The organism is Microbacterium xanthum, from assembly GCF_034531355.1.
GTDB classification, from domain to species: Bacteria; Actinomycetota; Actinomycetes; order Actinomycetales; family Microbacteriaceae; genus Microbacterium; species Microbacterium xanthum.
Genome location: NZ_JAWHUE010000003.1, coordinates 444,848 through 471,537, shown reverse-complemented (window position 1 = coordinate 471,537; position 26,690 = coordinate 444,848). Strand labels below are relative to the sequence as shown.

23 protein-coding genes and 1 rRNA gene are annotated in these 26,690 nt (G+C 69.8%); 18 read left to right on the top strand and 6 right to left on the bottom strand.

Translation table 11 applies throughout. The features are described 5' to 3' along the window. The 3 genes from rrf to RZO50_RS12310 all read left to right on the top strand — a co-directional run. Window positions 1–69: ribosomal RNA gene (gene rrf, locus RZO50_RS14705) — 5S ribosomal RNA — on the top strand; the annotation flags it as partial. A gap of 73 nt (window positions 70–142) precedes the next feature. Beyond that, window positions 143–685, top strand: a complete 543-nt coding sequence (locus tag RZO50_RS12315) for a hypothetical protein (protein ID WP_322600019.1) — start codon at window positions 143–145, stop codon at window positions 683–685. A 5-nt stretch (window positions 686–690) separates the two neighbouring features. Beyond that, on the top strand, window positions 691–1,341 hold the full coding sequence (locus RZO50_RS12310) for a tetratricopeptide repeat protein (RefSeq protein WP_322600018.1): 651 nt from the start codon (window positions 691–693) through the stop codon (window positions 1,339–1,341). On the opposite strand, the gene RZO50_RS12305 is transcribed toward RZO50_RS12310, so the two are convergent. Next, window positions 1,332–2,279: a quinone oxidoreductase family protein gene (locus RZO50_RS12305; protein ID WP_322600017.1), complete on the bottom strand. Its 948-nt coding sequence runs from the start codon at window positions 2,277–2,279 to the stop codon at window positions 1,332–1,334. The two genes, RZO50_RS12310 and RZO50_RS12305, sit on opposite strands and share 10 nt — an antisense overlap. Window positions 2,280–2,291: 12 nt before the next feature. Then, on the bottom strand, window positions 2,292–6,212 hold the full coding sequence (gene hrpA / locus RZO50_RS12300; RefSeq protein ID WP_322600016.1) for an ATP-dependent RNA helicase HrpA: 3,921 nt from the start codon (window positions 6,210–6,212) through the stop codon (window positions 2,292–2,294). A gap of 92 nt (window positions 6,213–6,304) precedes the next feature. Here hrpA and RZO50_RS12295 point away from each other — a divergent pair, with 92 nt between their 5' ends. From RZO50_RS12295 to RZO50_RS12285, 3 genes are all read left to right on the top strand, one after another. Next, window positions 6,305–6,499 carry a hypothetical protein gene (locus RZO50_RS12295; RefSeq protein WP_322600015.1) on the top strand — a complete coding sequence of 65 codons (195 nt, stop codon included), beginning with the start codon at window positions 6,305–6,307 and terminating at the stop codon, window positions 6,497–6,499. Window positions 6,500–6,568: 69 nt separating this feature from the next. Continuing rightward, window positions 6,569–7,408 (top strand): aldo/keto reductase, encoded by an 840-nt coding sequence (locus RZO50_RS12290; protein WP_322600014.1) that lies wholly within the window; start codon window positions 6,569–6,571, stop codon window positions 7,406–7,408. Between the two features lie 62 nt (window positions 7,409–7,470). Continuing rightward, window positions 7,471–7,980, top strand: coding sequence for a MarR family transcriptional regulator (locus RZO50_RS12285; RefSeq protein ID WP_322600013.1), 510 nt, complete (start codon window positions 7,471–7,473; stop codon window positions 7,978–7,980). A 1-nt stretch (window position 7,981) separates the two neighbouring features. On the opposite strand, the gene RZO50_RS12280 is transcribed toward RZO50_RS12285, so the two are convergent. Next, complete coding sequence (locus tag RZO50_RS12280) at window positions 7,982–9,220, bottom strand: glutamyl-tRNA reductase (protein WP_322600012.1); 1,239 nt, start codon at window positions 9,218–9,220, stop codon at window positions 7,982–7,984. 55 nt (window positions 9,221–9,275) lie between these two features. Here RZO50_RS12280 and hemE point away from each other — a divergent pair, with 55 nt between their 5' ends. The 5 genes from hemE to hemL are packed head-to-tail and all read left to right on the top strand — an operon-like array spanning window position 9,276 to window position 14,301. Then, window positions 9,276–10,346, top strand: a complete 1,071-nt coding sequence (hemE, locus tag RZO50_RS12275) for a uroporphyrinogen decarboxylase (RefSeq protein WP_322600011.1) — start codon at window positions 9,276–9,278, stop codon at window positions 10,344–10,346. Continuing rightward, complete coding sequence (hemQ, locus tag RZO50_RS12270) at window positions 10,336–11,037, top strand: hydrogen peroxide-dependent heme synthase (protein WP_322600010.1); 702 nt, start codon at window positions 10,336–10,338, stop codon at window positions 11,035–11,037. Before hemE ends, hemQ begins: the two co-directional genes overlap by 11 nt. A gap of 5 nt (window positions 11,038–11,042) precedes the next feature. Beyond that, a complete protein-coding gene (gene hemC / locus RZO50_RS12265) occupies window positions 11,043–11,987 on the top strand; it encodes a hydroxymethylbilane synthase (protein ID WP_322600009.1) in 945 nt (314 codons plus the stop codon). Then, window positions 11,984–12,964 carry a porphobilinogen synthase gene (gene hemB, locus RZO50_RS12260; protein ID WP_322600008.1) on the top strand — a complete coding sequence of 327 codons (981 nt, stop codon included), beginning with the start codon at window positions 11,984–11,986 and terminating at the stop codon, window positions 12,962–12,964. Before hemC ends, hemB begins: the two co-directional genes overlap by 4 nt. After that, entirely contained in the window at window positions 12,961–14,301 is a 1,341-nt protein-coding gene (hemL, locus tag RZO50_RS12255) for a glutamate-1-semialdehyde 2,1-aminomutase (protein WP_322600007.1), read from the top strand. Before hemB ends, hemL begins: the two co-directional genes overlap by 4 nt. A gap of 34 nt (window positions 14,302–14,335) precedes the next feature. Here hemL and RZO50_RS12250 read toward each other — a convergent pair whose 3' ends face one another. Continuing rightward, window positions 14,336–15,955 (bottom strand): dolichyl-phosphate-mannose--protein mannosyltransferase, encoded by a 1,620-nt coding sequence (locus tag RZO50_RS12250; protein ID WP_322600006.1) that lies wholly within the window; start codon window positions 15,953–15,955, stop codon window positions 14,336–14,338. A 23-nt stretch (window positions 15,956–15,978) separates the two neighbouring features. Here RZO50_RS12250 and rsmI point away from each other — a divergent pair, with 23 nt between their 5' ends. The 3 genes from rsmI (at window position 15,979) to RZO50_RS12235 (ending at window position 19,531) form a co-directional block, all read left to right on the top strand. Then, window positions 15,979–16,797 carry a 16S rRNA (cytidine(1402)-2'-O)-methyltransferase gene (rsmI, locus tag RZO50_RS12245; protein ID WP_322600005.1) on the top strand — a complete coding sequence of 273 codons (819 nt, stop codon included), beginning with the start codon at window positions 15,979–15,981 and terminating at the stop codon, window positions 16,795–16,797. 56 nt (window positions 16,798–16,853) lie between these two features. Next, the gene (metG, locus tag RZO50_RS12240) at window positions 16,854–18,428 is read left to right on the top strand and encodes a methionine--tRNA ligase (protein WP_322600004.1); all 1,575 of its coding nucleotides are present in this window, start codon (window positions 16,854–16,856) and stop codon (window positions 18,426–18,428) included. Between the two features lie 227 nt (window positions 18,429–18,655). Further along, the gene (locus RZO50_RS12235) at window positions 18,656–19,531 is read left to right on the top strand and encodes a TatD family hydrolase (RefSeq protein ID WP_322600003.1); all 876 of its coding nucleotides are present in this window, start codon (window positions 18,656–18,658) and stop codon (window positions 19,529–19,531) included. 10 nt (window positions 19,532–19,541) lie between these two features. Here the strand turns inward: RZO50_RS12235 and RZO50_RS12230 are convergent, their stop codons facing one another. After that, window positions 19,542–20,987 carry a sugar porter family MFS transporter gene (locus RZO50_RS12230; protein WP_322600002.1) on the bottom strand — a complete coding sequence of 482 codons (1,446 nt, stop codon included), beginning with the start codon at window positions 20,985–20,987 and terminating at the stop codon, window positions 19,542–19,544. A 73-nt stretch (window positions 20,988–21,060) separates the two neighbouring features. On the opposite strand from RZO50_RS12230, the gene rsmA reads away from it, so the two are divergent. Next, entirely contained in the window at window positions 21,061–21,909 is an 849-nt protein-coding gene (gene rsmA / locus RZO50_RS12225) for a 16S rRNA (adenine(1518)-N(6)/adenine(1519)-N(6))-dimethyltransferase RsmA (protein WP_322600001.1), read from the top strand. A gap of 113 nt (window positions 21,910–22,022) precedes the next feature. After that, on the top strand, window positions 22,023–22,949 hold the full coding sequence (locus RZO50_RS12220; RefSeq protein ID WP_322600000.1) for a phosphodiesterase: 927 nt from the start codon (window positions 22,023–22,025) through the stop codon (window positions 22,947–22,949). Here RZO50_RS12220 and RZO50_RS12215 read toward each other — a convergent pair. Further along, a complete protein-coding gene (locus RZO50_RS12215) occupies window positions 22,891–24,483 on the bottom strand; it encodes a stealth family protein (RefSeq protein WP_322599999.1) in 1,593 nt (530 codons plus the stop codon). The genes RZO50_RS12220 and RZO50_RS12215 overlap by 59 nt on opposite strands. A 179-nt stretch (window positions 24,484–24,662) precedes the next feature. Between RZO50_RS12215 and RZO50_RS12210 the strand changes: the two genes are divergently transcribed. Both RZO50_RS12210 and RZO50_RS12205 read left to right on the top strand, forming a co-directional pair. After that, a complete protein-coding gene (locus RZO50_RS12210) occupies window positions 24,663–25,730 on the top strand; it encodes an aldo/keto reductase (protein ID WP_322599998.1) in 1,068 nt (355 codons plus the stop codon). Then, entirely contained in the window at window positions 25,727–26,650 is a 924-nt protein-coding gene (locus RZO50_RS12205) for a 4-(cytidine 5'-diphospho)-2-C-methyl-D-erythritol kinase (protein WP_322599997.1), read from the top strand. The genes RZO50_RS12210 and RZO50_RS12205 overlap by 4 nt, the downstream gene beginning before the upstream one ends. Window positions 26,651–26,690: the final 40 nt, after the last annotated feature.

Here is a 26,690-nt window from a genome sequence, read left to right as displayed (position 1 = left end):
GAAGCTAAGCCTCTCAGCGCCGATGGTACTGCAGGGGCCACCCTGTGGGAGAGTAGGACACCGCCGGACTTCCCTTACCGGAAATGGCCACCCAACGCAGGGTGGCCATTTCCGCGTTAACAGGAGGAGCAGCTGATGGCAGATGACGAAGACCGCGAGCGCGCTCGTCGCCCTCGCTACACCTCGAACGACCGCACCACGCCCGCGCGCGGCGATCGGAAGCCGTATCAGAAGCGTGACGGTGATCGGTCGTACGGGAACCGGGATGACCGAAAGCCGTATCAGAAGCGTGACGGTGATCGGTCGTACGGGAACCGGGATGACCGGAAGCCGTATCAGAAGCGTGACGGTGATCGGTCGTACGGGAACCGGGATGACCGAAAGCCGTATCAGAAGCGTGACGGTGATCGGTCGTACGGGAACCGGGATGACCGAAAGCCGTATCAGAAGCGCGATGGTGATCGGTCGTACGGGAACCGGGATGACCGAAAGCCGTATCAGAAGCGCGATGGTGATCGGTCGTACGGGAACCGGGATGACCGAAAGCCTTATCAGAAGCGCGACGATCGTGGTTCGGGCCGGGACAGGGCACCGCGCGAGGATCGTGCGCCGCGCCGCGACGTCCCGGAGATCCCCGAGGAGATCACCGCTCGTTCACTCCCCAGCGCCGCGCGAAATGAGCTGAAGACGTTGAGCAAGGAGAACGCTGACGCGGTGGCGCGCCATCTCGCGATGGCCGGTCTGCTCATCGATGACGACCCCGCGCTCGCGCACCGCCACGCCCTGGAAGCAAGTCACCGCGCGGGTCGGATCGCCGTCGTCCGTGAGACCGTCGCGATCACGTCTTATGCGGTGGGCGATTACGCCCTGGCGCTGCGCGAGCTGCGGACGTATCGTCGCATCAGCGGCAAGGACGACCAGATCGCACTGCAGGTGGACAGCGAGCGCGGCGTCGGGCGCCCTGATCGCGCGCTCGAGATCGGTCGATCTGTCGATCGTGCCGCATTGCCCACCTCTGCGCGCGTGGAGCTTGCGATCGCGATGTCCGGCGCGCGCCTCGATCTCGGGGAGACGGAGCGTGCTCTGCTCGAGCTCGACATTCCCGAACTCGACCCGGATCGGGCGTTCGAGTGGAGTCCGGCGCTGTTCGCTGCCCGCGCGGCGGTGTTGGAAGAGCTCGGCCGCAGCGACGAAGCGGAGCAGTGGCACCGACGAGCTGCGGTCGCCGCGGACGCCTTGGATGATGCCAGCGGGTTCGAAGCGGGTGAGACCGTGTGGGTCGACGACGTCGAGGAAGAAGACGTCGAGTCAGAGGCCGACGAAGACGACCCTCAGTCCTGATCCGGTACGAGCAGAATCTTTCCCTCCGTCCCGCGCTCGACGTCCTCGTGTGCGCGCGCAGCCTGTGAGAGCGGGTAGCGCGGACCCAGCTCGATTTCGAACGCGCCTGCCGCCACGAGCGCGAGTGTCACCGGGATCGCCTCCCTGCGCCACATCTGCTGCTGCTCGGTGAGCCCGTGCGCTGCGCCCCCGGCGTAGGCTTCGATGCCCCATCGTGGAGCGTCGGCACCACGGACGAGGGTTGCCACACGGGAGCGATCTCCCACCACGGCGACAGAGGTCTCGATCGCGTCGTCGGTGCCGGCGCAGTCCAACGCGACGTCGACGTGATCGGACACGGCACGGACCCGATCGAGCAGGCCCTCGCCGTATCGAACCGGCAGAGCGCCGAGGCGCTCCACGCGATCCGCGCGGCGCGCGGAGGTCGTCGCGATCACGGTCGCGCCCCAGGACACCGCGAACTGGATCACAGCTTGCCCGACCGATCCGGAGCCGCCGTGGACGAGGATGCGGTCGCCGGACGCCACCGACAGCGACCGAAGAGCCTGGTAGGCGGTCGCAGCCGGGATTCCGACCGCCGCACCGAGATGCGCATCGACATCGGCCGGTCGGGCCGTCACCGTCGATGCGGGGACGACCGCGGCCTCCGCGTAGAGCCCCTGCGCTCCCGCTACCACGACCGGCATGCCGGCGCGCAGACCTTCCACGCCCGTGCCGACGGCGGTGATGACGCCTGCGCCGTCCGCCCCCACACGCCGGGGTCCCTCGAGTGGCGGTGAAGGGCGTATCCCGCCTCGAAGCTTGGCGTCGATCGGGTTCACCCCGGCGGCTTGGATCCGCACGGCCACCTCGCCCGCGCCGGGGGACGGGGTCGGCACGGAGGTGTACTCCAAGACCTCCGGCCCGCCGATACGGCGATACACGACGGCGTGTGTCACGACGGTCCTCCTCTAGCTGTCGCGCAGCGCCTTCGCGATGCGCTGCGGCGAGACGGGCTCGGCCGTACCGAGTCCTTGCGCGAACAGACTCACACGGTACTCCTCCAACATCCACCGAACCCGACGGATCGCGTCCGCGGCGTCCGGTGCGAGAGGGATGGTGCCCCCCGCTTCGGCGAAGGCGGTCGAGGAGCGTTCGAACTCGCTCATCCGCTGTCGGTCCCGCCCCGGGTTGTCGGCCAGCCCGAGGACCCGATCTCGCGCTGCCGTGAGGTACCGGGGGAGGTGCGTCAGCCGGTCGGCGCCGACCTGCGAGAGGAATCCCGGGAAGACGAGCCCGGACACCTGCGACTTCACGTCGTTGAGGGCGCCGAGGAGCGTGAGGGAATTCTGCCCTTTCACAGCCTTCTCGACGTCGCGGGAGAGAGTGATGATGCGGGCGGCGAGAGAGACGACGGCGAACGTCTCGTCTACGACGACACCGGCGTACGCCGCGCGCGCTTCGTCGAAGCCGGCCTGCGTGCGCAGCGCGCCATCGGAGGCCGTCTCGCGCAGGATGCGGTCGGCGACGGTCAGGCGCGCGTCTTCGATGAGCGCCTTCGCGGAGGGGTACGGGGAGGCGGCCAGAGCGAGCTTCTCCCCGCTGGTCAGATGATCCAGCACGTACGACGCCGGGGAGGCGACGGCACGCAGCAGCAGCCGGCGCACCCCCGCGCGGGTCGCTGTCGCCGCCGCGTCGGCGGACGTCTCGATGCGGAGCGAGACCGTGTCGCCCTCGTCGACGACGGCGGGGTACCCGCGGACGACGCCGCCGGCGACCTTGCTGTCGACGACCGCGGGGAGATCTCCGAAGTCCCATGTGTCGACGCCGCTTCGTTGCGTGAAGGCCGTCGGCGCCGCGTGGCGCGGGCGCGACGCTTCCGGGTCGGCGGAGGCTGCCGCGATCGACGCCGGGGCCGCGGCCCGCTCGACCGACCGCGCCACCGACGAACGGGCGCGGTCGGCCAGCTGCCGTTGCAGTGACCGCAGGTCGCGGTCGGCGCCGATCGTGCGTCCCCTCCCGTCGACCGCGCGGAACGACATCGTCAGGTGCGCGGGGACCCGGTCGAGGTCGAAGTCCTCCTCCCGGACGGGTTGACTCGCGACGCGGCGGATACGGTCGGCGAGGGCCTGTCGCAACGACGTCTGCGGGCGCCCGTCATGGGACTCCGGTCCGAGCGCGGCGACGTCCGCGGCGAAGGTCGCCGCCCAATCCGCGGCGGGAACGACGTGGCGCCGGATCGATTTGGGCAAGGAGCGGATGAGGGCGGTGATGAGTTCGTCGCGCAGACCCGGAACCTGCCAGTCGAACCCCGCCGGATCCACCTGCGCCAACAGCGCCAGGGGGATCACCGCCGTGACACCGTCATCGGGTGCGCCCGGCTCGAAGCGGTACGCCAGGGAGAGCACCTGATCGCCTTGACGCCAGCGAGCGGGGAAGTCGCGCTCGTCGCGCCGTCCGGCATCCTCCCGGAGATCGGCCTCGGTCATGTCCAACAGGCGCGGCGTTCGCGCGGACGCGTCCTTCCACCAGGCCTCGAAGGAGCGCGCGTCGAAGACGTCCTGGGGGACGCGGCTGTCGTAGAACCCGAAGACCGCTTCGTCACCGACGAGGATGTCACGGCGGCGTTCGCGCTCCTCGACCTTCTCGAGTCGTCGGCGCAGGTCGAGATTGCGTCGTTCGAACGCGCTGAGCCGCTTGTCGAGGTGCGACGTGTCCCATTCGCCGTCGACCAGCGCATGACGCAGGAACAGCTCGCGGGCCAGAGGCCGGTCGAATCGTGCGAGCTGCACCCGCCGCTTCGGGATGATCTCCAGCCCGAACAGCGTGACCTTCTCGTACGCCGATGCCGCCCCCTGCGATTTCGACCAGTGCGGTTCGCTGAGCTGTCGTCGGGTGAGATCGCCCGCCAGAGACTCCGCCCAGGCCGGATCGACCGCCGCGACGGTGCGCGCGAACAACCGCGACGTCTCGACGAGCTCCGCGGCCATGACCGCCGACGGCCGCTTCTTCCGCAGCCCCGAGCCGGGAAAGATCACGAACCGCGTCCCGCGCGCACCGAGGTACTCGGCTTTCTGCGGCGCGCCCTTCGCCCCGCGACCGCGTACGTCCCGCCCGCCATCGCCTCGGGTGTCGAGGATCCCCAGGTGCGAGAGCAGACCCGCGAGGATCGCGCGATGGATCGCATCGGGATCGGCGGCGGCGCCGGTACCGTGCGAGCGGACCTTCGCCCCTCCGCGGCCCATGAGCGAACGCAGCTGTCGGTGGACGTCCATCCACTCCCGGACCCGGACGTAGTTCAGGAACTCCGCGCGGCACAGGCGTCGGAAGGCACTGGACCCGAGCTCGGCCTGCTTCTCCTGCAGGTACCCCCAGAGGTTCAGCAACGCCAGGAAGTCGCTGGTCGGATCCGCGAAACGTGCGTGGAAACCGTCCGCCTTGGCACGGTCGGCCTCCGGGCGCTCCCGGACGTCCTGGATCGACATGCCGGCCACGATCGGCAGCACCTCGGTGAGGACGTCGGTGCGTTCGGCCTCGACGAGCATGCGCGCGAAGCGCGGGTCGATCGGCAGCCGGGCGATGCGTCTGCCGACATCGGTGAGCCGGGCGCCGTCCGTGCCCCGGGTCGAACGGACGGCGCCGAGTTCGATGAGCAGATCGAACGCCGCCTTCACACCGCGGGAGTCCGGCGGCGTCAGGAAGGGGAAGTCCGCGACCTCCCCGAACCCGAGGGAGAGCATCTGCAGGACCACCGACGCGAGGCTGGTGCGCAGGATCTCCGGCTCGGTGTACGCCGGACGCGTGGTGAAGTCGTCCTCGGCGTACAACCGGATGGCGACCCCGGGGGAGGTGCGCCCCGCGCGCCCCGAACGCTGCTGGGCCGAGGCCTGCGACACCGGCTCGATGGGAAGCCGCTGGATCTTGCTGCGGGCACTGTACCGGGAGATGCGTGCCGTCCCGGTATCGACCACGTACCGGATCCCCGGCACGGTCAGACTCGTTTCGGCGACGTTCGTGGCGAGGATGACGCGACGGCGCACGCCGGCGATGCGGGACCGCTCGAACACGCGGTGCTGCTCGGCCGCGGAGAGACGTCCGAACAGCGGCAGGACCTCTGTGGGGGCGGCATCCTTCGCGTACATGCCGCGAACCGCATCCATCGCGTCGCGGATCTCCGCCTCCCCGGGAAGGAAGACCAGCACATCGCCCGGCGGCTCGCGATCGAGCTCCCGCAGGGCCCGCGTGAGCGCGTCGATGTCGTCCGCCTCGTCATCGGAGGTCTCGGCGGGCGGTCGATAGCGCACGTCGACGGGATAGGTCCGTCCCGACACCTCGACGATGGGGGCAGGAGCACCGTGCTGGTCGGCGAAGTGCTTCGCGAAGCTCTCCGGGTCGATCGTGGCGCTGGTGATGATCACCTTCAGGTCGGGGCGCTGCCGACGGATGCGCGCCAGGTAGCCGATGAGGAAGTCGACATTGAGCGAGCGCTCGTGCGCCTCGTCGACGATGATCGTGTCGTAGCGTCGCAGCAGGCGGTCACGATGGATCTCGTTGAGGAGGATCCCGTCCGTCATCAGCGCGACGCGCGTGTCGTCCGAGACGGCATCGGTGAAGCGGACCTTGTACCCGACCGTGGAGCCCAACGGCACCTGCAGCTCCTCGCTGATCCGTTCGGCGATCGTCCGGGCGGCGATCCGGCGCGGCTGGGTGTGCGCGATCGCGGTGCGTCCGAGCTCCAGGCAGATCTTGGGCAGCTGGGTCGTCTTGCCCGACCCGGTGGCGCCGGCGACGATCACGACCTGGTGATCGCGGACGGCCGCCGCGATCTCGTCGCGCGCGGCGCTGACGGGCAGCTCGGGCGGATAGGAGATCACGGGCACGGGCGCAGACATAGCCCTCCATCGTACGACGACACCGCATCGGTGTGCGGGAGACAGCCGCGACCGGGTACCGTGGGTGTGTTCGACCCCCGAGGAGGCCGCCCGTGTTCATCCTGTCCCTTCTGCTGTTCATCGGCGGTATCGCTCTGCTGGGGCTGGCGATCTCGATGCCCGTGGCGCCCGGCGTCTTCTTCGCGCTCGGCATCCTCGTGCTCTCGCTCGGCATCGCCCTTCCGATCCACTTCGGCGGCACACCCGGCGCGGCTCAGCGCTGGTCGATCTCACGCAAGGACTCCTGACCGGAGGTCGTCGGAGGTGCCTCGTCAAGGGGCACCTCAGCTCTGCGGGGGCCTTCTAGGCTTGGCCTCATGGCGAACATCCCTCACATCGAACTGAACGACGGTCGACTCATCCCGCAGCTGGGATACGGGGTCTTCAAAGTCCCCGCGGAAGAGACCGAGCGTGCCGTCAGCGAAGCGCTCGAGGTCGGCTACCGTCATATCGACACCGCGGCGATCTACGGCAATGAGCGAGGCGTCGGCGCCGCGATCGCGGCTTCCGGCATCGCCCGCGACGAACTGTTCATCACCACCAAGCTGTGGAACGACCGTCACGACGGCGACCAGCCCGACGCGGCTGTCTCCGAGAGTCTCGACAAGCTGGGCCTGGACGCCGTCGATCTGTACCTGGTGCACTGGCCGACCCCGGCCAAGGACAACTTCGTCCACGCCTGGGAGAAGATGATCGGCATCCGCGACCGCGGTCTCGCCCGGAGCATCGGCGTGTCCAACCACCTCGTCGAGCACCTCGAGAAGATCGTCGCCGCGACCGATGTCGTGCCCGCCGTGAACCAGATCGAGTTGCACCCCGCCTACCAGCAGCGCGACATCACCGCCTGGGCGCAGTCGCACGGAACCGTGATCGAGTCATGGGGTCCGCTCGGCCAGGGGAAGTACGACCTCTTCGATGCGGCACCCGTCGTCGCCGCCGCCGAGGCCACCGGAAAGAGCCCCGCGCAGGTCGTGCTCCGCTGGCACCTGCAGAAGGGGTACGTCGTGTTCCCGAAGTCGGTGAGGCGAGCGCGGCTGGAGGAGAACATCGACCTGTTCGACGTCGAGCTGACCGCCGAGCAGATGGCTGCGATCGATGCGATGGACCCCGGTGACGGCAGCGGCCGCGTCGGTGCCCACCCGACCGAACTGAACTGATCCCGTACCGGCCCCGCCTCCTCGTCCGCCGACCGGGAGGCGGGGCCGGATAAACTGCACCGATGGGTACCGAGGACGCCTACTGGTACGGCGAGCACCGCGACGACCGTCACGCCCGTGCCGTCGCGCTCCTGCAGTCCTTCCGGATGTACCGTGCCGCTGAGGTGGCGATGCGACGTCGCACACGCGAGGCGATGTCGATGGGGGAGAACGATCTTCTCGTTCTGCGCTACCTGCTCAGGGCGCAACGCGAGGGGCGCCTGGTGTCGCCGAGCGAGCTGACCCGGTATCTGGGCGTGTCGACCGCGTCGATGACCGCGATCATCGACCGCCTGGAGAAGTCGAACCACGTCCGACGCGAACGCCACGAGACCGACCGACGCAGCATCCACGTGATCCCGACCACCGAGACCGATCACGAGGTGCGGGCCACACTCGGAAAGATGCACGAGAGGATGCTGGCGGCCGTCATCGATATGACCCCCGAAGAGGACCGCATCGTCACCGAGACGCTCGCGCGACTGCAGGCCGCGGTCGACGAGGTCGACCTGCCCGATTCCGCCGTGTCGTGACTCAGCAGGCGGCGTCGCGCTGCGTCGCTGCGCGGTCGGTTGCCACCGTGACGCCGAACACCGTCTCGAGAGCGGCTTCAAACTCGCCCAGGCGTCCGGCCGCGGCGAATTCCCGAGCACGCACGGACGGGGTGTGCGAAAGCACACCGGCGAGGTGACGCAGCGCCGCTTCGGCCCGGGCGTCGGACCCGTCGGTGCGCAGTCGGCCCAGTTCGGCCTCCAGCGCGTCCTGGATGTGGGTGCGAACGGCCACGATCGCCGGTGCGGCGTCGCGCTCCGCGGTGAAGGTCGCCACGGCTGACCCGACAACCTCGTGTGCGCCCGCGCCGAGCTCGGGGAGCGCGGCGTGACGGCCGATCAGCTCCAGATCGAGCAGTTCGACGCCGTCGACCGTTCCGACCTCGGGGTCGATGTTGCGGGGCAGGCCCAGGTCGACGAAGAGCCGTGGTGCGGCGTCGGCGACGACATCGTCGGTGGTGATGACGTACCGGGTGGTACAGGTGATGACCAGACGGGCAGCACGGATGGCCTCGCGCAGATCGGACTCGGCTCGGACCCCGTACCGCGCCGCGAAGCGCTGGGCGCGGCCGGTCGCGGAGTAGACCCGCACGTCCGTGGCCCCGCGGGCCTGAAGGGCGGCGATCGTCGTGGCCGCATAGCTTCCGGTTCCGACGAGCAGGACCGGCACGTCGGCCCAATCCGATACCCGGCTCTCAGCCAGATCGAGGGCGAGGCGGGCCAGGGAGCGGCCGGCGGCACCCATGTCGGCCGTCGCGCGTACCTCCCGGGTTGCATGGGCGGCGCGCTGGAAGGCCTGCTCGAGGGCGGGGCTGGTGGTTCCGGCCGTGCGAGCGTCACGGAGGGCGCGTTGCACCTGGCCGGTGATCTCCTCTTCTCCGACGACCATCGAGTGCAAGCCGGAGCTGACCGTGAACAGGTGCTGGACGACGTCGTCGCCGGCGATCGCCTCGGCACTGTCGCGGATCAGTGCCGCATCGTCGCCGATCGATCCGGCCAGCGCCTCGAGCACCGCTTCGCGGGCGAGGGTGGCCGGGGCGGCCAGTGGCTCGTCGAGTTCGAGGTACGCCTCGAACCTGTTGCAGGTGGACAACACCACGGCGCCGCGCACGAAGGAGTGCGCGGCGACGAGATCGGCGCCAGTGGACTCGCTCACACGCGAGATGCGGTCGAGGACGTCGAACTCGGTGTTGCGGTGGCTGGCCGTCAGACAGAACAGCACCCCTCCATCGTAACGTCCGATCCTGGGACCCCGCGCGAGGACGTAGCCTGGAGGGGTGTCATCCGCCGCATCGATCCTGCCCTCCGGGCATCCCCTGACGGACGGCGGCACCGCCCGCTCGGCACTGGTGCGTGCTGCGCGCGGCGACCGCCCGGAGACCGTGCCGGTCTGGTTCATGCGGCAGGCCGGACGCTCGCTGCCCGAGTACCGCGCATCCCGCGCCGGCGTCGACATGCTCGACGCCTGCCTGCGCCCGGACCTGGCAGCCGAGATCACCCTGCAGCCCGTCCGGCGCCATGGGGTGGACGCGGCCGTCTTCTTCAGCGACATCGTCACGCCGGTGCTGCTCGCCGGCGTCGACGTGTCGATCGTCCCCGGACGCGGTCCGGTGCTCGCCGAGCCGGTACGCACCGCCTCCGACGTGCTGGCGCTTCGTCCGCTCGATCCGGCGGCGCTGCAGCCGATCCGGGAGGCCGTCGAACGCGTGGTCGCCGAGCTCGGCGACACCCCACTGGTCGGCTTCGGCGGTGCGCCGTACACCCTGGCGAGCTACCTCGTCGAGGGGGGCCCGAGCAAAGAGCAGCTGCGCACGCGGGCGCTGATGAAGACCGACCCGCACACGTGGGCGTCGCTGTTGAACTGGTGCGCCGACGTCACCGGGGCGTTCGTGCGCGCCCAGGTCGAGGCCGGTGCCAGCGTCGTGCAGCTCTTCGACTCCTGGGCCGGGTCGCTCTCCCGCGCCGACTACCAGCGCCGCGTCGCCCCGCACACCCGGCGTGCGTTCGACGCGCTGCGCGGGTTCGATGTGCCGAAGATCCATTTCGGACTCGGTCTGTCGGAGGTGCTGGACCTCGTGCCCCCGCTGGGCGCCGACGTCATCGGTGTCGACTGGCGTCTGCCCCTGGACGTCGCGGCCACCCGTGTCGGCCGGTCGATGCCGTTGCAGGGCAACATCGACCCCGCGCTGCTGACCGCCCCATGGCCGGTGCTGTCCGCCCACATCGATGACGTGCTCGCCCGGGGTGCGGATCTGCCGGGCCACATCCTCAACCTCGGTCACGGAGTTCCTCCCGAGACCGACCCGACCGTCCTGACCCGAATCGTGGAGTACGCCCATGACCGCTGAGAAGACCGTCCCGTCCGTCGATTCCCGCGCGCACGCCGACGGTGGCGCCCAGACGCACTATGGACTCTGGGCGGTCTTCCGCCGCGACCCGCATCCGGCCGAGGTCCCCCTCGACGCCCTGCCGGCGGTCGAGGTCGCTCGTGGCATCGCATCGATGCGCGCGGTGTACGACGTATCGGGTCTGCGGGCCGACGGCGACGTTCTGGTGTGGCTGACCGGTCACACCGCCGAGGGACTGCAGGCCGACCTGCGCGCGCTGCGTCGTTCACGCGAGTTCGCCCCGCTGCTGCCCACCTGGAATGCGATGGGTGTGCACCGCGACGCCGAGTTCAGCCGCGACCACTCTCCGGCCTTCTCGCGGGGTCTGCCGCCGAAGGAATGGGTCACGGTCTACCCGTTCGTCCGCAGCTACGACTGGTATCTGCTGCCCGCCGAGGAGCGCGGGGCGATGCTCGGCGAGCACGGTCGCATGGGACGAGACTTCCCCCAGGTGCAGAGCAACACGGTCGCATCGTTCGCGCTCGGTGACTACGAGTGGCTCTTGGCGCTCGAAGCGGACGACGTCATCGATCTCGTCGACCTCATGCGCTACCTCCGCAAGACCGAGGCGCGCCGCCATGTCCGTGAAGAGGTGCCCTTCTTCACGGGGCGCCGCATCGACATCGCCGACGTGCGCGACGTCGTCTCCTGACCGCCATGGCACTGCGGATCGGAACGCGGGCGAGCGCCCTGGCCATGACCCAAGCCGGTACCGTCGCCGAGATGCTCGGCGCGGACCTGGTGCCGATCGTGTCCGAGGGCGACACCTCCACGGCGTCGCTGGCCACGCTGGGCGGCACGGGCGTGTTCGCCAAGGCGCTGCGTGACGCGCTGCTGCGCGGCGATGTGGATGCCGTCGTGCACTCCTTCAAAGATCTTCCGACCGCGGCCGAGCCGGGGCTCGTGATCGCAGCCGTGCCTCCCCGGGTCGACGCCCGAGACGCGCTCTGCGCCCGCGACGGCATGACCTTGGACGAGCTGCCCGAAGGCGCGCGCGTCGGGACCGGTTCCCCGCGCCGCCGCGCGCAGCTGGCCATGCGCCGTCCCGACCTCGACCTCGTCGACATCCGCGGCAACATCGACACGCGTCTCGGGCGGGTGGGGCACGAAGATCCGGAACGAGCCCTCGACGCCGTCATCCTCGCCGCCGCCGGACTCAGCCGGATCGGCAGGCTCGATGCCGTCACCGAGATGTTCGATCTGGACCGGTGGCCGACCGCTCCCGCGCAGGGGGCGCTCGCGGTGGAGGTGCGCGCGGGGGACGAGCACCTCGTGCGCCGTATCGACCATCCCGAGTCCCGCGCGGCAGCCGACGCCGAACGCGGCGTGCTGGCACGCCTCGAAGCGGGCTGCGCGGCCCCGATCGCCGCGATGAGCTTCGTCGATGACGGACTGCTGTTCCTCACCGCCCGCGTCTACCGTCCCGACGGGGGAGAGATGATCGACAGTTCGCGCGCCATGCCGCTGGACACGGACGCCCCGGCGGAGCTGGCCACGCTCGTCGGCGTCGACCTCATCGAACGCGGAGCGGCCCGCATCGCGCCGCTCGACCCGTCGACCCCCGCAGAGGCGGACACCCCGTCACCGAGGAGGAACCCGTGACCGGACCCCGCATCCGACCACGACGCCTGCGGGCGACGCCTGCCTGGCGGCGGTTGCAGCGCGAGACCAGGCTGGACGCCTCGCAGCTGGTCCTGCCGATGTTCGTCGCGGAGGGCGCTCCCGAGGCGCGCCCCATCTCGTCGATGCCCGGCGTCCTCCAGCACTCCACCGAGACGTTCCGGGCGGCCCTGCATCGGGCCGCTGAGGCGGGTGTCGGGGGCATCATGCTCTTCGGCATCCCCGAGCACAAGGACGCCGTCGGGACGGGCGCGACCGACCCCGAGGGCATCCTCAACGTCGCGACCCGAATCGCGGTCGCCGAGATCGGCGACAGCCTCGTCGTGCAGACCGACCTGTGCCTGGACGAATTCACCGACCACGGTCACTGCGGTGTGCTCGATGCCCACGGGGCGGTCGACAACGATGCGACGCTCGAGCGCTACCGTGACATGGCGTTGGCGCAGGCCGCCGCCGGATCGCACCTGCTGGGGCTGTCCGGGATGATGGACGGTCAAGTGGACGCGATCCGCAGCAGCCTCGACGCCGTCGGGCGCGGCGACGTGGCCCTTCTGGCTTATTCGGCGAAGTACGCCTCCGCGTTCTACGGTCCGTTCCGTGAAGCCGTCCAGTCCTCCCTCCAGGGGGACCGTCGCACCTATCAGCTCGATGCGGGGAATCGCCGCGAAGGCGCCCGCGAAGTCGCATTGGATGTCGCCGAGGGCGCCGACGTGGTCATGGTCAAGCCGGCGATGACCTCCCTCGATGTCCTCGCCGACGCCGCGGCCGTCTCACCGGTACCGGTATGGGCCTACCAGGTCAGCGGGGAGTACGCGATGATCGAGGCCGCCGCCGCACACGGCTGGATCGACCGGGAGCGGGCGATCGACGAATCCCTCACCGCCATCGTGCGTGCCGGAGCCGATGCCGTGCTGACGTACTGGGCGGTCGAAGCCGCCGAACGATGGAAGGACGCATGACCGCCGCCGACACCGCCCCGACCAACGAATCCGCCGCCTCCCGCGCCCGTGCGGTGATCCCCGGCGGGGTGAACTCCCCGGTGCGCGCCTTCGGATCCGTCGGCGGCACGCCGCTGTCGATCGTGGCGGCACGCGGGGCCACGGTCACCGACGTCACCGGCCGGGAGTACGTGGACCTCGTCGCCTCGTGGGGGCCGGCGCTGCTCGGGCACGCGCACCCGCGGGTGGTGGACGCGGTCCAGCGGGCGGCCACGCGCGGACTGTCCTTCGGCGCCTCCACGCCGGGCGAGACCGAACTCGCCGAGCTCGTCGTCGACCGTCTCACCGTCGCGGGCGCCCGTGGCATCGAGCGGCTGCGCCTCGTGTCGACGGGAACCGAGGCGACCATGACGGCCATTCGCATCGCGCGAGGCGCGACCGGGCGCGACGTGATCATCAAGTTCGCCGGCCATTATCACGGGCACTCGGACGGGCTGCTGGCCGAATCCGGATCCGGAGTGGCAACCCTCGGCCTTCCGGGCTCCGCCGGGGTCCCCGGGCCGATCGCCGGCCTCACCCTGGTGCTGCCGTACAACGACCGCGAGGCCGTACGGGACGCGTTCGCCGCGCACCCCGGGCGCATCGCCGCCGTCATCGCCGAGGGCGCCGGAGCGAACGCGGGGATCCTCGCCCCCGACGCCGGATTCAACGACTTCCTCGTCGACACCGCGCACGCCGACGGGGCGCTGTTCATCCTCGACGAGGTTCTCACCGGATTCCGGGTGGACCCGGCGGGATGGTGGGGCCTCGAGCGAGCGCGCGGCGCCCGGTATGTTCCCGACCTGCTCACCTTCGGCAAGGTCATCGGCGGCGGCATGCCCCTCGCAGGGATCGGCGGCCGCGCGGAGCTCATGGAACTCCTGGCGCCCCTCGGTCCGGTGTACCAAGCGGGCACGCTCAGCGGCAACCCGCTCGCGGTGGCGGCCGGCGTCGAGACGCTCAGGCTCGCCGACGACGAGGTGTATGCCCGCGTCGACGCCGCGGCGACCCGTGTTTCGGCCGCGCTGACCGAGGCGCTGACCGCGGTGGGTGTCGCACACACGCTGTCCTTCGCCGGCAACCTGTTCTCGCTCGCCTTCCGCGACGCGCCCGTTCGCGATTACGCCGACGCGAAGGATCAGGACGCCTGGCGCTACGGTCCGTTCTTCCACGCGATGCTCGATCACGGCGTCTCGCTGCCGCCGAGCGTGTTCGAGGCATGGTTCCTGACCGCCGCTCACGACGAAGATGCTCTGACGCGCATCGAAGAGGCGTTGCCGCACGCCGCTCGTGCCGCGGCCCACGCGATCGCGCCCTGACGCCTCGGGGGTGGCTTCTGTCTCGCCGCGCGGGTCAGATCCAGCCCGGGAGCCAGTTGTGCAGTCGCCAGAAGTCGTAGGGCACCGTCGTGGCCGTCTGGATGGGGTACCAGAACGCCGTGAGGACGAGAACGGCGATGAGGAAGACCCACACCAGCCGTTGCCCGCCCGTCCGACGGACCGGGTCGAAGGACGACGAACCGGCGATCTCGCGCAACGCCCAGGTCAGGGCGAGCACCACGAAGGGAAGCATCGCGACGGTGTAGAACTGGAAGATCGTCCGCTCGGGGTACAGCAGCCACGGCACATAGGTGGCGGCGAGCCCGGTGAGGATCAGCCCCGACTGCCACCGCGGGCGCACCGCGAACCGGTAGATCAGCCACAGCGCGGCGGCCGTGCCCGCCCACCAGATCAGCGGATTGTTGAGACTGTAGATGTTCTGCACGCAGGTCGCGCCACCGCAGTCCGCACTCTCGTAGTACATCGACGTCGGACGCAGCAGCAACGGCCACTGCCACGCCGGGCTGGCGTATCCGTGCTCGCTGGTCAGCCCCACATGGAAGTCGTAGATCGCCCTGTGGAACAGCCACAGCGACCGCAGCGGCGCGGGGACCCAACTCCACGGGCCGGGATCGTCGGCTCCGAGATCGCGGCCCCACCCACCCCGCGTGAGGAGCCATCCGGACCACGTCGCGGTGTAGACGAGAACGGCCACCGGGACCAGGAGCAGAAAGGTCGTCGGCCCCTGTCGCAGGAGCGCGTCGGCGGGCCAGAACGTGACGCCGGCGCGATGCCGGGCCCACGCATCGGCCACGACGAGATACAGACCGAACGCGGCGAGCACGTAGAGCCCCGACCATTTGACGGCGACCGCGCAACCGGCGGCCGCTCCCGCCGCCACCACCCAGGGTCGGTTCCACAGCACGGGTCCCCACTCGTGCGGAGCGGGGCGTCCGGCGGTGATGGCAGCGACCCGCGCCCCCAGACCACGCGTGTCGAGCGCGACGAACCAGGCTGCCAGGAGCACGAAGAACGCCAGGAACGTGTCCAGGAGCGACACCCGGCTCATGACGATCGCTTGACCGTCGACGGCGAGCAGCACTCCGGCGACCGTCGCGAAGGCCACCGAGCGGGTGAGTGTCTTCGCGAGAAGGTAGAGCACGAGGACGAGCGCCGTCCCGAACAGGGCGACGGAGATGCGCCAGCCGAAGGACGATTCGGCGCCGGACAGCGCCATGCCCGCCCCGATGAGGAACTTGCCCAGCGGGGGATGCACCGAGAAACTGCCGTCGGTCAGGAACGCGTCCACGGCACCGTCGGCGAATCCGGCGTCGGCGCCGTCGGGCCACTGCGCGGTGTATCCGAGGACCCACTGGCTCCACGCGTCCTTGACGTAGTACGTCTCGTCGAAGACGAGGCTCGGCGGATGCCCCAGATTCCACAGGCGGAGGATGCCGGCGAACAGGGTCAGCAGAACAGGGGCGAGCACTCCCGCGAGCCGGGCCGACCCGGGGTCGGACCGCAGACGTGTGGTCACCCGGTCGTACCAGGTCGGCGCCGCATCGGACGTCGGCGCGACGGTGCGCTCCTGCCCGGCGTGCGTCTCCGGCTCCGGACCCGTGACGGACGGATCGGGCGACTCGGGGTTCGACACGTCGTCCAGCCTATGCTGGGGCGGTGATCATCCTGGCCGCGACCCCCATCGGCAACCTGGGCGACGCGTCGAGCCGCCTCGTCGAGGCCCTCGAGCAGGCGCCGACCATCGCCGCGGAGGACACCCGGACAACGGTACGGCTGCTCGCGGCGCTCGGCGTCGCCAATCGCCCGCAGATGATCGCGCTGCACGATCACAACGAGAAGGAACGCGCTGCGGACCTGGTCGAGATGGCGCGCACCGGCGACGTCCTCGTGCTCAGCGACGCGGGCATGCCCACCGTCAGCGACCCAGGATTCGGCGTGGTCGCCGCGGCGGCGGCAGCCGGCATCGGCGTCACCGTGATCCCGGGGCCGAGCGCGGTGGTCACCGCGCTGGCCGTGTCCGGTCTCCCGACGGATCGATTCACGTTCGAGGGCTTCGTGCCGCGGAAACCCGGGGAGCGCGCGCGTACCCTCGCGGCGCTGGACGCCGAGCCGCGCACCATGGTGTTCTTCGAGTCTCCTTCCCGGACGGCGGCGACTCTCCACGCGATGGTCGAGGCGTTCGGCGAGGACCGGCGCGTCGCCGTGTGCCGCGAACTGACCAAGCTCCACGAGCAGGTCGTGCGGGGGACCTCCGCCGAGGTCGCGGCGTGGGCGGACGAGGGGGTGCGCGGAGAGGTCGTGATCGTCGTGGCCGGCGCCGAGCGGCGCGCCGTGCGGTTCGACGACGCGGTGGAGCAGGTGGCCCGGCTCGTCGCCGACGGGGCGCGACTGAAGGATGCGGCCGCCGAAGTCGCCGACGCCACCGGACACTCGCGTCGCGATCTCTATCAGGCGGTCCTGGCCGCGCGGCATTGACCGTCCGCCCCGGGTATCCGTCCCGGCGTCCCGTGCGAGGCAACTAGAATTCTCGGGTGACTTCCGGGCGATCCTTCTACATCACGACGCCGATCTACTATCCGAGCGATGTGCCGCACATCGGCCACGGCTACACGACCGTCGCCGTCGACACGCTCGCGCGCTGGCACCGGCAGGCCGGTGACGACACGTGGATGCTCACCGGAACCGACGAGCACGGGCAGAAGATGATGCGCGCGGCCGCGGCGAACGGCGCCACACCCCAGGAGTGGGTGGATCGCCTCGTCAGCGAGTCGTGGTTCCCGCTGCTGGACACCCTCGATGTCGCCAACGACGACTTCATCCGCACGACCCAGGACCGCCACGAGGAGCGCGTGAAGGCATTCGTGCAGGCGATCTACGACCGCGGCTACATCTACGCCGGCGAGTTCGAGGCGCTGTACTGCGTCGGCTGCGAAGAGTTCAAGACCGAAGCGGAGATCCTTCCCGGCGCCGGTGAGTTCGAGGGGCTGAAGGTCTGCGCGATCCATTCGAAGCCGTTGGAACTGCTGCAGGAGAAGAACTACTTCTTCAAGCTGAGCGAGTTCCAAGACCGGCTCCTCGAGCTCTACTCCTCGAGGCCCGACTTCATCCGCCCCGAATCGGCGCGCAACGAGGTCGTCTCGTTCGTGCGCAGCGGCCTGAAGGACCTGTCCATCTCACGATCGACGTTCGACTGGGGCATCGAGGTTCCCTGGGACGACAGCCACGTCATCTACGTATGGGTGGATGCTCTGCTCAACTACGCCACGGCCGTCGGATACGGCACCGATCCCGAGCAGTTCGACCGGCGGTGGCCGGCCTACCATGTGGTCGGGAAGGACATCCTCCGCTTCCACGCCGTGATTTGGCCGGCGATGCTGATGGCCGCGGGTCTGGAGGTCCCGCGCGGGGTCTTCGCCCACGGCTGGCTCCTGGTGGGCGGCGAGAAGATGTCGAAGTCCAAGCTCACCGGCATCGCGCCGACCGAGATCACGGACGTGTTCGGGTCGGACGCCTACCGCTTCTACTTCCTGTCTGCCATCGCGTTCGGCCAGGACGGCTCCTTCTCGTGGGAGGACCTCTCCGCCCGCTACCAGGCGGAGCTGGCCAACGGTTTCGGGAACCTCGCGTCGCGCACGGTCGCGATGATCGGCAAGTACTTCGACGGCGTCGTTCCTGCCCCGGCGGAGTACGCCGAGGGCGATCTCGCCATCCAGAAGGTGGTCGCCGACGCCGCTTCGGCGGCGGACGCGGCCATGGAGCGCTTCCGCATCGACGAGGCGATCGAGCGCATCTGGACGATCGTCGACGAACTCAACGGATACATCACCGTGAACGAACCCTGGGCTCTGGCCAAGGACGCGACGCAACGAGATCGGCTCGCGACGGTTCTCTACACGGTCGCCGAAGGGCTGCGCGCGCTGACGGTGCTGCTGTCGCCGGTGATGCCCGAGTCCACCACGACACTGTGGAACGCGCTCGGAGTGCGTGAGTCGCTGGGAGCGCTGGAGGATCAGCCCATCCGCGAGGCCGGACAGTGGGGGGCGCTGCGCCCCGGCGTCTCCGTCGAGGGCCTGGCCCCCCTCTTCCCCCGCGTCGAGCAGGCCTGATCCGCCCGGCGTCCCTGCCGCGTGACGGCCAGAGGCATGTCCCACTTTCTGTCCGTGTGGGCAGCTATGGCGACCGAAAGTGGGACATGCTCCGGCGCCGTGCGGCGTGACGGTCGGCAGCATGTCCCACTTTCTGTCTCCATGGGGCCGGATGCGGGCAGAAAGTGGGACATGCCACAGGATGGGGGAGCAAGGATGGGGGAGCGAGGATGGAGGAAAGGCGACAGATGAGCGATCCGAGCGCGTACGTGCGCACCCGTGAGAAGGGCGCGCGGGACACCCGCTATCCGGAGGTGCCGGAAGCGCTCGCCGTCCCGGTCTACGACAACCACGCCCACCTCGAGATCGAGGACGGGGACGACCCTCTGACCCTCACCGACCAGCTCGACCGGGCCGCCGCGGTGGGCGTCCTCGGCGTCGTGCAGGCCGGCGGGGACATCGAGTCCAGCCGCTGGTCGGCCTGGGCGGCGTCATCGGACCCGCGGGTCCTCGCGGCGGTGGCCATCCACCCCAATGAGGCTCCCCGCTATCGGGAAGCGGGCCGCCTGGACGAGGCGATCGCCGTCATCGACGAACTCGCCGCGCAGCCGCGTGTGCGCGCCATCGGCGAGACCGGACTGGACTTCTTCCGCACCGACAGCGACGGGATCCCCGCCCAGCACGAGTCCTTCGAAGCGCACATCGCGTTGGCGAAGAAGCACAGCGTCGCGATGCAGATCCACGACCGCGACGCCCATGACGCGGTCCTGGAGACGCTGTCGCGCGTCGGGGCGCCCGATCGCACGGTGTTCCACTGCTTCTCGGGTGACGAGGCCATGGCGCGGATCGCCGCCGATCGTGGATACTGGCTGTCCTTCGCCGGGAATGTCACGTTCAAGAACGCCCAGAACCTGCGCGACGCCCTGAAGGTGACTCCGCTCGAGCGCCTTCTCGTGGAGACCGACGCGCCCTTCCTCACGCCGACGCCGCACCGCGGGCGGCCCAACGCGCCCTACCTGATTCCGGTGACGGTTCGCTTCATGGCTGCCGAACTCGGGGTCGAGCTCGACGTGCTGTGTGCGCAACTCGCCGCCAACACGCTCGAGGTCTACGGCCGATTCTGACCGGCCGGCGTCAGCCCTTGGACTTCTTGACGAAGAGCGTCTCCGTCTGCTCCAGCTCCATGCCCTTGGTCTCGGGGATCTTCCACGCGACGTAGAAGAACGACAGAGCGGCGAACGTCGCGTACATCCCGTACGTGAGGGGGAGCGACCAGCCGGACATCACCGGGAAGCTCACGGTGATGAGGAAGTTGGCGATCCACTGGGCGCCCGCGGCGACGCCGAGCGCTTTCCCGCGGATGCGGCTCGGGAAGATCTCTCCGAGTAGCACCCATACCAGCGGCCCCCACGACGCGCCGAAGCCGATCACGAACAGGTTGGCGGCGACCAGGGCGATCGGGCCCCAGGGGTCGGGAAGCGACACCTCGTCGCCTGATCCGGTGGCAAAGGCGAAGGAGAGGGCCATCGCCGCCAGAGACACGGTCATGAGGACCGAGCCGGTCAACAGGATCGGCTTGCGTCCGATGCGGTCCACGAGCACGATCGCCACGATCGTGACGAGCACGTTGGTCACCGACGTGATCACGCTGATGAGGAGCGAGTTCTGCTCGGTGAAACCGACCGCGCGCCACAGCGTCGTGGAGTAGTAGAAGATGACGTTGATGCCGACGAACTGCTGGAACACCGACAGGATGATGCCGATCCACACGATCCCCTGAAGTCCGAAGACCGGTCCGCGCAACGAGACTCCGGCGTTCTTCCGATCCGCCTGGATCTTCTTCTCCAGCTCGTTGACGGTGATCTCGAGGTCGTCCGGGGGCATGAGCCGCGAGAAGATCTCCCGTGCCTCGTCCTTGCGTCCCTGTGCGATGAGGAAGCGTGGCGACTCGGGCATCGTCAGCGCGAGCAGGCCGTACACGAGGGCCGGGATCGCCTCGACCAGGAGCATCCAGCGCCACGCGTCCAGACCGAACCACATCGGCTCGTTGGCGCCACCGGCGATGCTGGCCAGCAGGGCATCGGAGAGGAGTGCGGCGAAGATACCGAGGGTGATCGCCAGCTGCTGCAGCGATCCGAGCGTGCCGCGGATCTGCCGGGGCGCGACCTCCGCGATGTACGCCGGGGCGACCACCGAGGCGATGCCGATGCCGATGCCGCCGATCAGGCGCCAGAACGTCAGATCCCAGACGCCGAAGGCCAATCCGGAGCCGAAGGCGCTCGTGAGGAACATCACCGCGCCGATGAGCATGACCTTGAGGCGCCCGAACCGGTCGCTGAGGGTTCCCGCGAGGATGGCGCCGAAGGCGCATCCGAGCAGCGCGATGGCGACGACGAAACCGGTCACCACGTCGTTGAGCGCGAAGTCCGTCTCGATCGAATCGACCGCGCCGTTGATCACCGACGAGTCGAAGCCGAAGAGGAACCCGCCCACGGCCGCGGCGATGGAGAGGGCGATCGCGCGCCGTCCGTACGAGCTACTGAGGGAGAAACCCGCCGTGGGGGTGGAACCGGATGACATCACATGCGTCACCCTAGACCCCGGGGCGGTCTCGCGCACGGCGGGACTCGGGGGCTTGACTACAGTGAGACCCATGCCCGTGCAGCTGCTCGGTGCGGGAGAGATCCGCGCCCTCGCCGCCGAGCTCGACGTCACCCCGACGAAGAAGCTCGGCCAGAACTTCGTCGTCGACGCCAACACGGTGCGAAAGATCGTCCACGTCGCCGACGTGCGCGCCGGTGAGAGCGTGGTGGAGATCGGCCCCGGGCTGGGTTCGCTCACCCTGGCGATCCTCGAGGCGGGCGCGCGTGTGACCGCCGTCGAGATCGACCGGCGCCTGGCCGAGAGGCTTCCCGCGACGGCGTCCGCGCACGGTGTGACAGCCGGGGAGCTTGACGTCGTGCATGCCGACGCGCTGCGGGTGACGGAGCTGCCGGGGGACCCGACGGTGCTGGTGGCCAACCTCCCGTACAACGTGTCGGTGCCGGTGCTGCTGCACTTCCTGGAGACCTTCCCGCACCTCCAGCGGGGCGTCGTGATGGTGCAGGCGGAGGTCGGTGAGCGCCTCGCCGCGCCGCCGGGCTCGAAGGTGTACGGGGCGCCGAGCGCGAAAGCCGCGTGGTACGGGCGGTGGCGACTGGCGGGCACCGTGTCTCGTCAGGTCTTCTGGCCCGTTCCGAACGTCGACAGCGTGCTGGTCTCCTTCGTCCGCGACGATGCGCCGCGCGGCACCGAGGAGGAAAGGGTGCGCACCTTCGCCGTCGTCGATGCTGCCTTCCGACAGCGTCGGAAGATGCTGCGTCAGGCGCTCGCGGAGACGCTCGGAGGCACCTCGGCGTCCGCCTCGGCGATCCTCGAGCACGCCGGGGTTGTCGCAACGGCGCGGGGTGAAGAACTGGCGATCGGCGACTTCCAGCGGATTGCGGCGGTGGCCGCCGGCTGAGCGCGCGGCACGGACCGTTCGCGATCCGTTCACCCGTGTCGCACCCGAAGTGCGAAACATGCCGGTAACATTCTCGGCAACCTCGGCTCGACCCCGAGGTGGGAGATGAAGCGATGCACACCGCGGAATACCCGGCGCCCGACCGGACCCTGCTCCACCTCAGCGACACGCACCTGCGTGCAGCCGGCGACCGCCTGTTCGACCTGATCGACGGCGGCGAGCGGATGCAGCGCACGCTCGAGAAGATCGTCGCGTCCGGTGTGAGGCCGGATGCGCTGATCTTCACCGGCGACCTCGCCGACCTGGGCGAGGGCGAGGCGTACCGTCGCCTTCGCGAGCTCGTCGAGCCCGCGGCGGCGGCCCTCGATGCACGGCTGCTGTGGGTCATGGGGAACCACGATGATCGCGCGGTGTTCCGTTCTCGCCTTCTCGACGACCACGGCGGTGGCATCGAACCTGTCGACCGGGTCGACGAGATCGACGGGCTTCGGATCGTCACCCTCGACAGCACGGTGCCCGGGCGCCACCACGGCGAGGTGACCGAGGCGCAGCTCTCCTGGCTGCGCGAGGTGCTCGCCGAGCCCGCGCCGTTGGGGACCGTACTGGCCATGCATCATCCACCGGTTCCGGCTGTGCTCGACCTCGCCGCGAGCGTGGAGCTGCGCGATCAGCGCCGATTGGCGACGGTGCTGCGGGGCACCGATGTGCGGGCCATCATCGCCGGCCACCTGCACTACTCCACCTTCGCGACGTTCGCGGGCATCCCGGTCTCGGTGGCATCGTCGACCTGCTATGCCCAGGATCTGACCGTCCCGGTCGGCGGGACTCGTCCGCAAGACGGCGCACAGTCGTACAACCTGGTGCACGTCTACGACGACACCGTGGTCCACTCGGTCGTTCCCGTCGACGTTCCGCAGGTGCTGGAGTACATCGATCCCCTCGAGGCGCAGCGTCGGCTTGACGATGCCGGGGTGCGTCCTTTCAGCTCGCCGTCGCGCGGGCGTGCTCCGGAGCGTCGCGACGACCTGAGCCGGTCCTGACCTCGACCTTCTCCCACGGCGCCGGGACGGGGAACATGCTTTCCAGCGTCGCGCGCACGGTGTGCGCGCGGACGTCTTCGGGCACCTCCACCTCGCCGCCGTCGTTCAGGCAGAACATATCGACCTGATCACGGTCCGCCAGCCGTTCCATGCGACGCAGCCCGCTGAGCATGGTGGTCTGGACGTAGCGGGTGCGCGGACGCGTGGTCGGCACCGCGCGGCCGGTCATGAGGGCGTAGTAGTGGTACAGGCTGTTGGTGACGGAGATGTCCGATGCGGAGCGGAACCGCGATCCGGCCGTTCGGGCGAAGTCGTCGGGGAACGCGGCCTCCAGTTCTGCCAGAATGCTTCGGCGCAGCGGCGTCGCACAGTGCTCGAGGTCGCGGGTGATGGTGCGGCCGAACCGTTCCCGCAACAGGGCGCGGTTGACCCGCAGCCCGTTGTCGTGGCCGCTGCGGTGGGTGGCGGGATCGCCGGCGCCGATCCGCACGTCGCACTCGACGAACTTCGTCACACCGGCCGGGGTGAAGAACATCTCCGGATGGACACGTCGACCGAAGAACATGTCGTCGTTGGAGTACAGGAAGTGCTCGGCCAGTCCGGGGATGCGATGCAGCTGCGCTTCGACGGCGTGGGAGTTATGGGTGGGGAGGGTCGATGTGTCGGCGAAGAACTCTTCGCTGCGCACGATGGTCACTTTGGGGTGGTCGACGAGCCACCCCGGGGCGGGGGAGTCGGTGGCGATGAAGATGCGGCGCACCCAGGGGGCGTACATGTGCACGCTGCGCAGGGCGTAGCGAAGCTCGTCGACGTGGCGGTACCGGGCCGGTCCGTCGTCCCCCGCTCCGACGACGTACCCGGCCATGCGCGCGGCCCGCTGACGCTGGAAGTCCGTCGAAGAGCCGTCCACCCACGAGAAGACGATGTCGACGTCGCCGGTGAATTCGTCCGGCTGGACATCGAACATCCCCTCCCAGGTGCGCCACGTGCGCCCCTCTTCTTCGACGGTCGTGGCCACCAGGTCGCGCGTCGACGTGCGCCGGCGCGAGAACACGTTGTCGACCGGGGCCTCGGTCACCTCATCGCCGAACCGCCAGAACTGCAGGCGGACGCCGGTGGTGGCGCCATAGCGGAGCCCGCCGGTGCGCGCGATCCGCGGGCGATACACGCGGATCGCCGCGGGGGAATCGGGGAACGGATCGGCGTCGACGGCCAGAGTCGCGGTGCCGCCCTTGGGTTTCACGTGCAGGGGTTCGGTCTCGCACGCGCGGGCGAGGGCGTTGTGCACCGCCTCGCGTTGGTCGAGGTCGACCACCAGCGCGGGGGTGTGCCGGTCGTGCCGGATGAGGTGGACGCGCACGCCGGCGGATTCGAGCAGATCGGCGACGAGGAGGAGGTCCATCGCGCGGGCGCGGTCGGGCGTCACGGTGTCGTGCAACAGGTGCAGCAGGCCACGGTCGACGACGACATCGTCGCGCTGGAGGAGCGAGGACCAGGGATGCCGCTCGAGCGGCAGGGAAGACACGACGGTCATGGCGATTCCTTCTGGTGGAGCACGGCGCGATCGGCGCCGACGAAGCAACCTTACGAGGAAACTATTACAGCACTGTTTCCCCCGTGTTCATGGGGATCGCGGCGGACCTGCGCCGACGGTGCCGAATCAGTTGTCGGGCCCGGGCGCCGCCTTCCGATTCCGCGCGCTAGCCTCGAACCATGAGCGACGCGTCCCGCTTCCGAAGCGATGTCCCCGACCTCCACCGGCCGTACGCCGCGGCCCCGGATCGCTATGACGGGCGGGGCTACCGGCAGGTTGGCGCATCCGGTCTGTACCTGCCTCCGATCTCCCTCGGACTGTGGTGGAACTTCGGCGACAACATCCCGCTGGATTCCCAGCGGGAGCTGCTCCGGCACGCGTTCGACCGGGGGATCACGCACTTCGACCTGGCGAACAATTACGGCCCGCCCTACGGGGCCGCCGAGAAGAACTTCGGGCGCATCTTCGCCGAGGACCTCCGCCCCTACCGCGACGAGCTCATCATCTCGTCCAAGGCGGGGTGGGACATGTGGCCGGGCCCGTACGGCGACTTCGGCTCGCGCAAGTACCTCCTGGCCAGTGCCGAACAGTCCCTCACACGCATGGGCCTGGAGTATGTCGACATCTTCTATTCGCACCGAGCCGACCCCGTCACACCGGTCGCCGAGACGGTGGCGGCTCTGGACACCCTGGTGCGCCAGGGGAAGGCGCTCTACGTCGGCATCTCGTCGTACAGCGCGGAGCGCACCGCCGAGGCGTCGGAGGTCGCCCGCTCGCTGGGCACGCCCCTGGTCATCCACCAGCCCGCTTACTCGATCCTCAACCGTTGGGTCGAGGACGGGTTGACGCGCACCCTCACCGAGGAGGGGATGGGGGCGATCGCCTTCACCCCGCTCGCGCAGGGCCTGCTCACCGACAAGTACCTCGGCGACGGACGCGCCGAACGGGCCCAGCAGCGGTCTTCGCTGCCGTCGGGCGGATTGTCCGAGGCGGGTGTGTCGACCCTGCGCGCGTTGAATGCCGTGGCGCAGGAACGGGGGCAATCGCTCGCGCAGATGGCGTTGCAGTGGGTGCTGCGGGACCGTGTCGTCGCCTCGGCGCTGATCGGCGCCTCCCGTACCGCGCAGCTGGACGAGAACCTCGCCGCGCTGGAGGGCCCGCCGTTCACCGGCGAGGAACTGGAGCGCATCGACGCGCTCGCCGGCGGCATCGACGTGGATCTCTGGGCGGACTCGGCGACGCTGTGAGCACGTCGGCCGTCTTCGACCGCGTGCACGCGCGCGCGCCCGGCAAACTGAACCTCTTCTTCGAGGTCGGTGCGGTGCAGGACGACGGCTATCACGATGTGGCTTCGGCGTATCAGGCCGTCTCCCTCTGGGAGGACGTGTACGCCACCCCCGCGGACGGCTTCCGGGTGAGCATGAGCGGGTCCGTTTTCGTCGGGGACGTCCCCTCCGATGACCGCAACCTCGCGCTGCGCGCGGCCCGCCTGCTCGCTCAGCGCCTGGGGCACGATGGAGGCGTCCACCTCGAGATCGTCAAGCAGGTGCCGGTGGCCGGCGGCATGGGCGGAGGGTCCGCCGACGCCGCGGCCGCGCTCATCGCCTGCGACGCGCTGTGGGGCGGCGATCTCGGATCGGCGGAGCTGCACCGCCTCGCCGCGCGATTGGGTGCGGATGTGCCGTTCGCTCTCATGGGAGGGACGGCGGTGGGAATCGGTCGCGGAGATCGACTCAGCCCCGCTCTCGCGAAAGGGCGCTTCGATTGGGTGATCGTCACCTCCCGCGAGGGGCTGTCCACACCGGAGGTCTACACGCGGTTGGATGAGATGCGACGCCGTCCGGACATCCGTCCGGCAGCCGGCTCGCCAACGGTCGACCCCGGCGTCCTGCACGCCCTCCGGTCCGGTGATGCGGTCGCGCTCGCCGCCCACGCGCGCAACGACCTGCAGGCGGCGGCGCTGACCCTGCGACCCGATCTGCGCGAGCTCCTCGAACGGGGAGAGCGCGCCGGGGCGCTGACCGGGCTGGTCTCGGGATCCGGCCCCACCGTGGCATTCCTGGCCGACGGTCCCGAGGAGGCCCTGGACGTGCAGATGTCGCTGTCGGCCTCCGGGTACGACGCACTCCACGTGCACGGGCCGGTCCACGGCGCGCGGATCATGTGACGGACGCATATCCCATCCGCGCGGCGGGCGCAATCTCCAT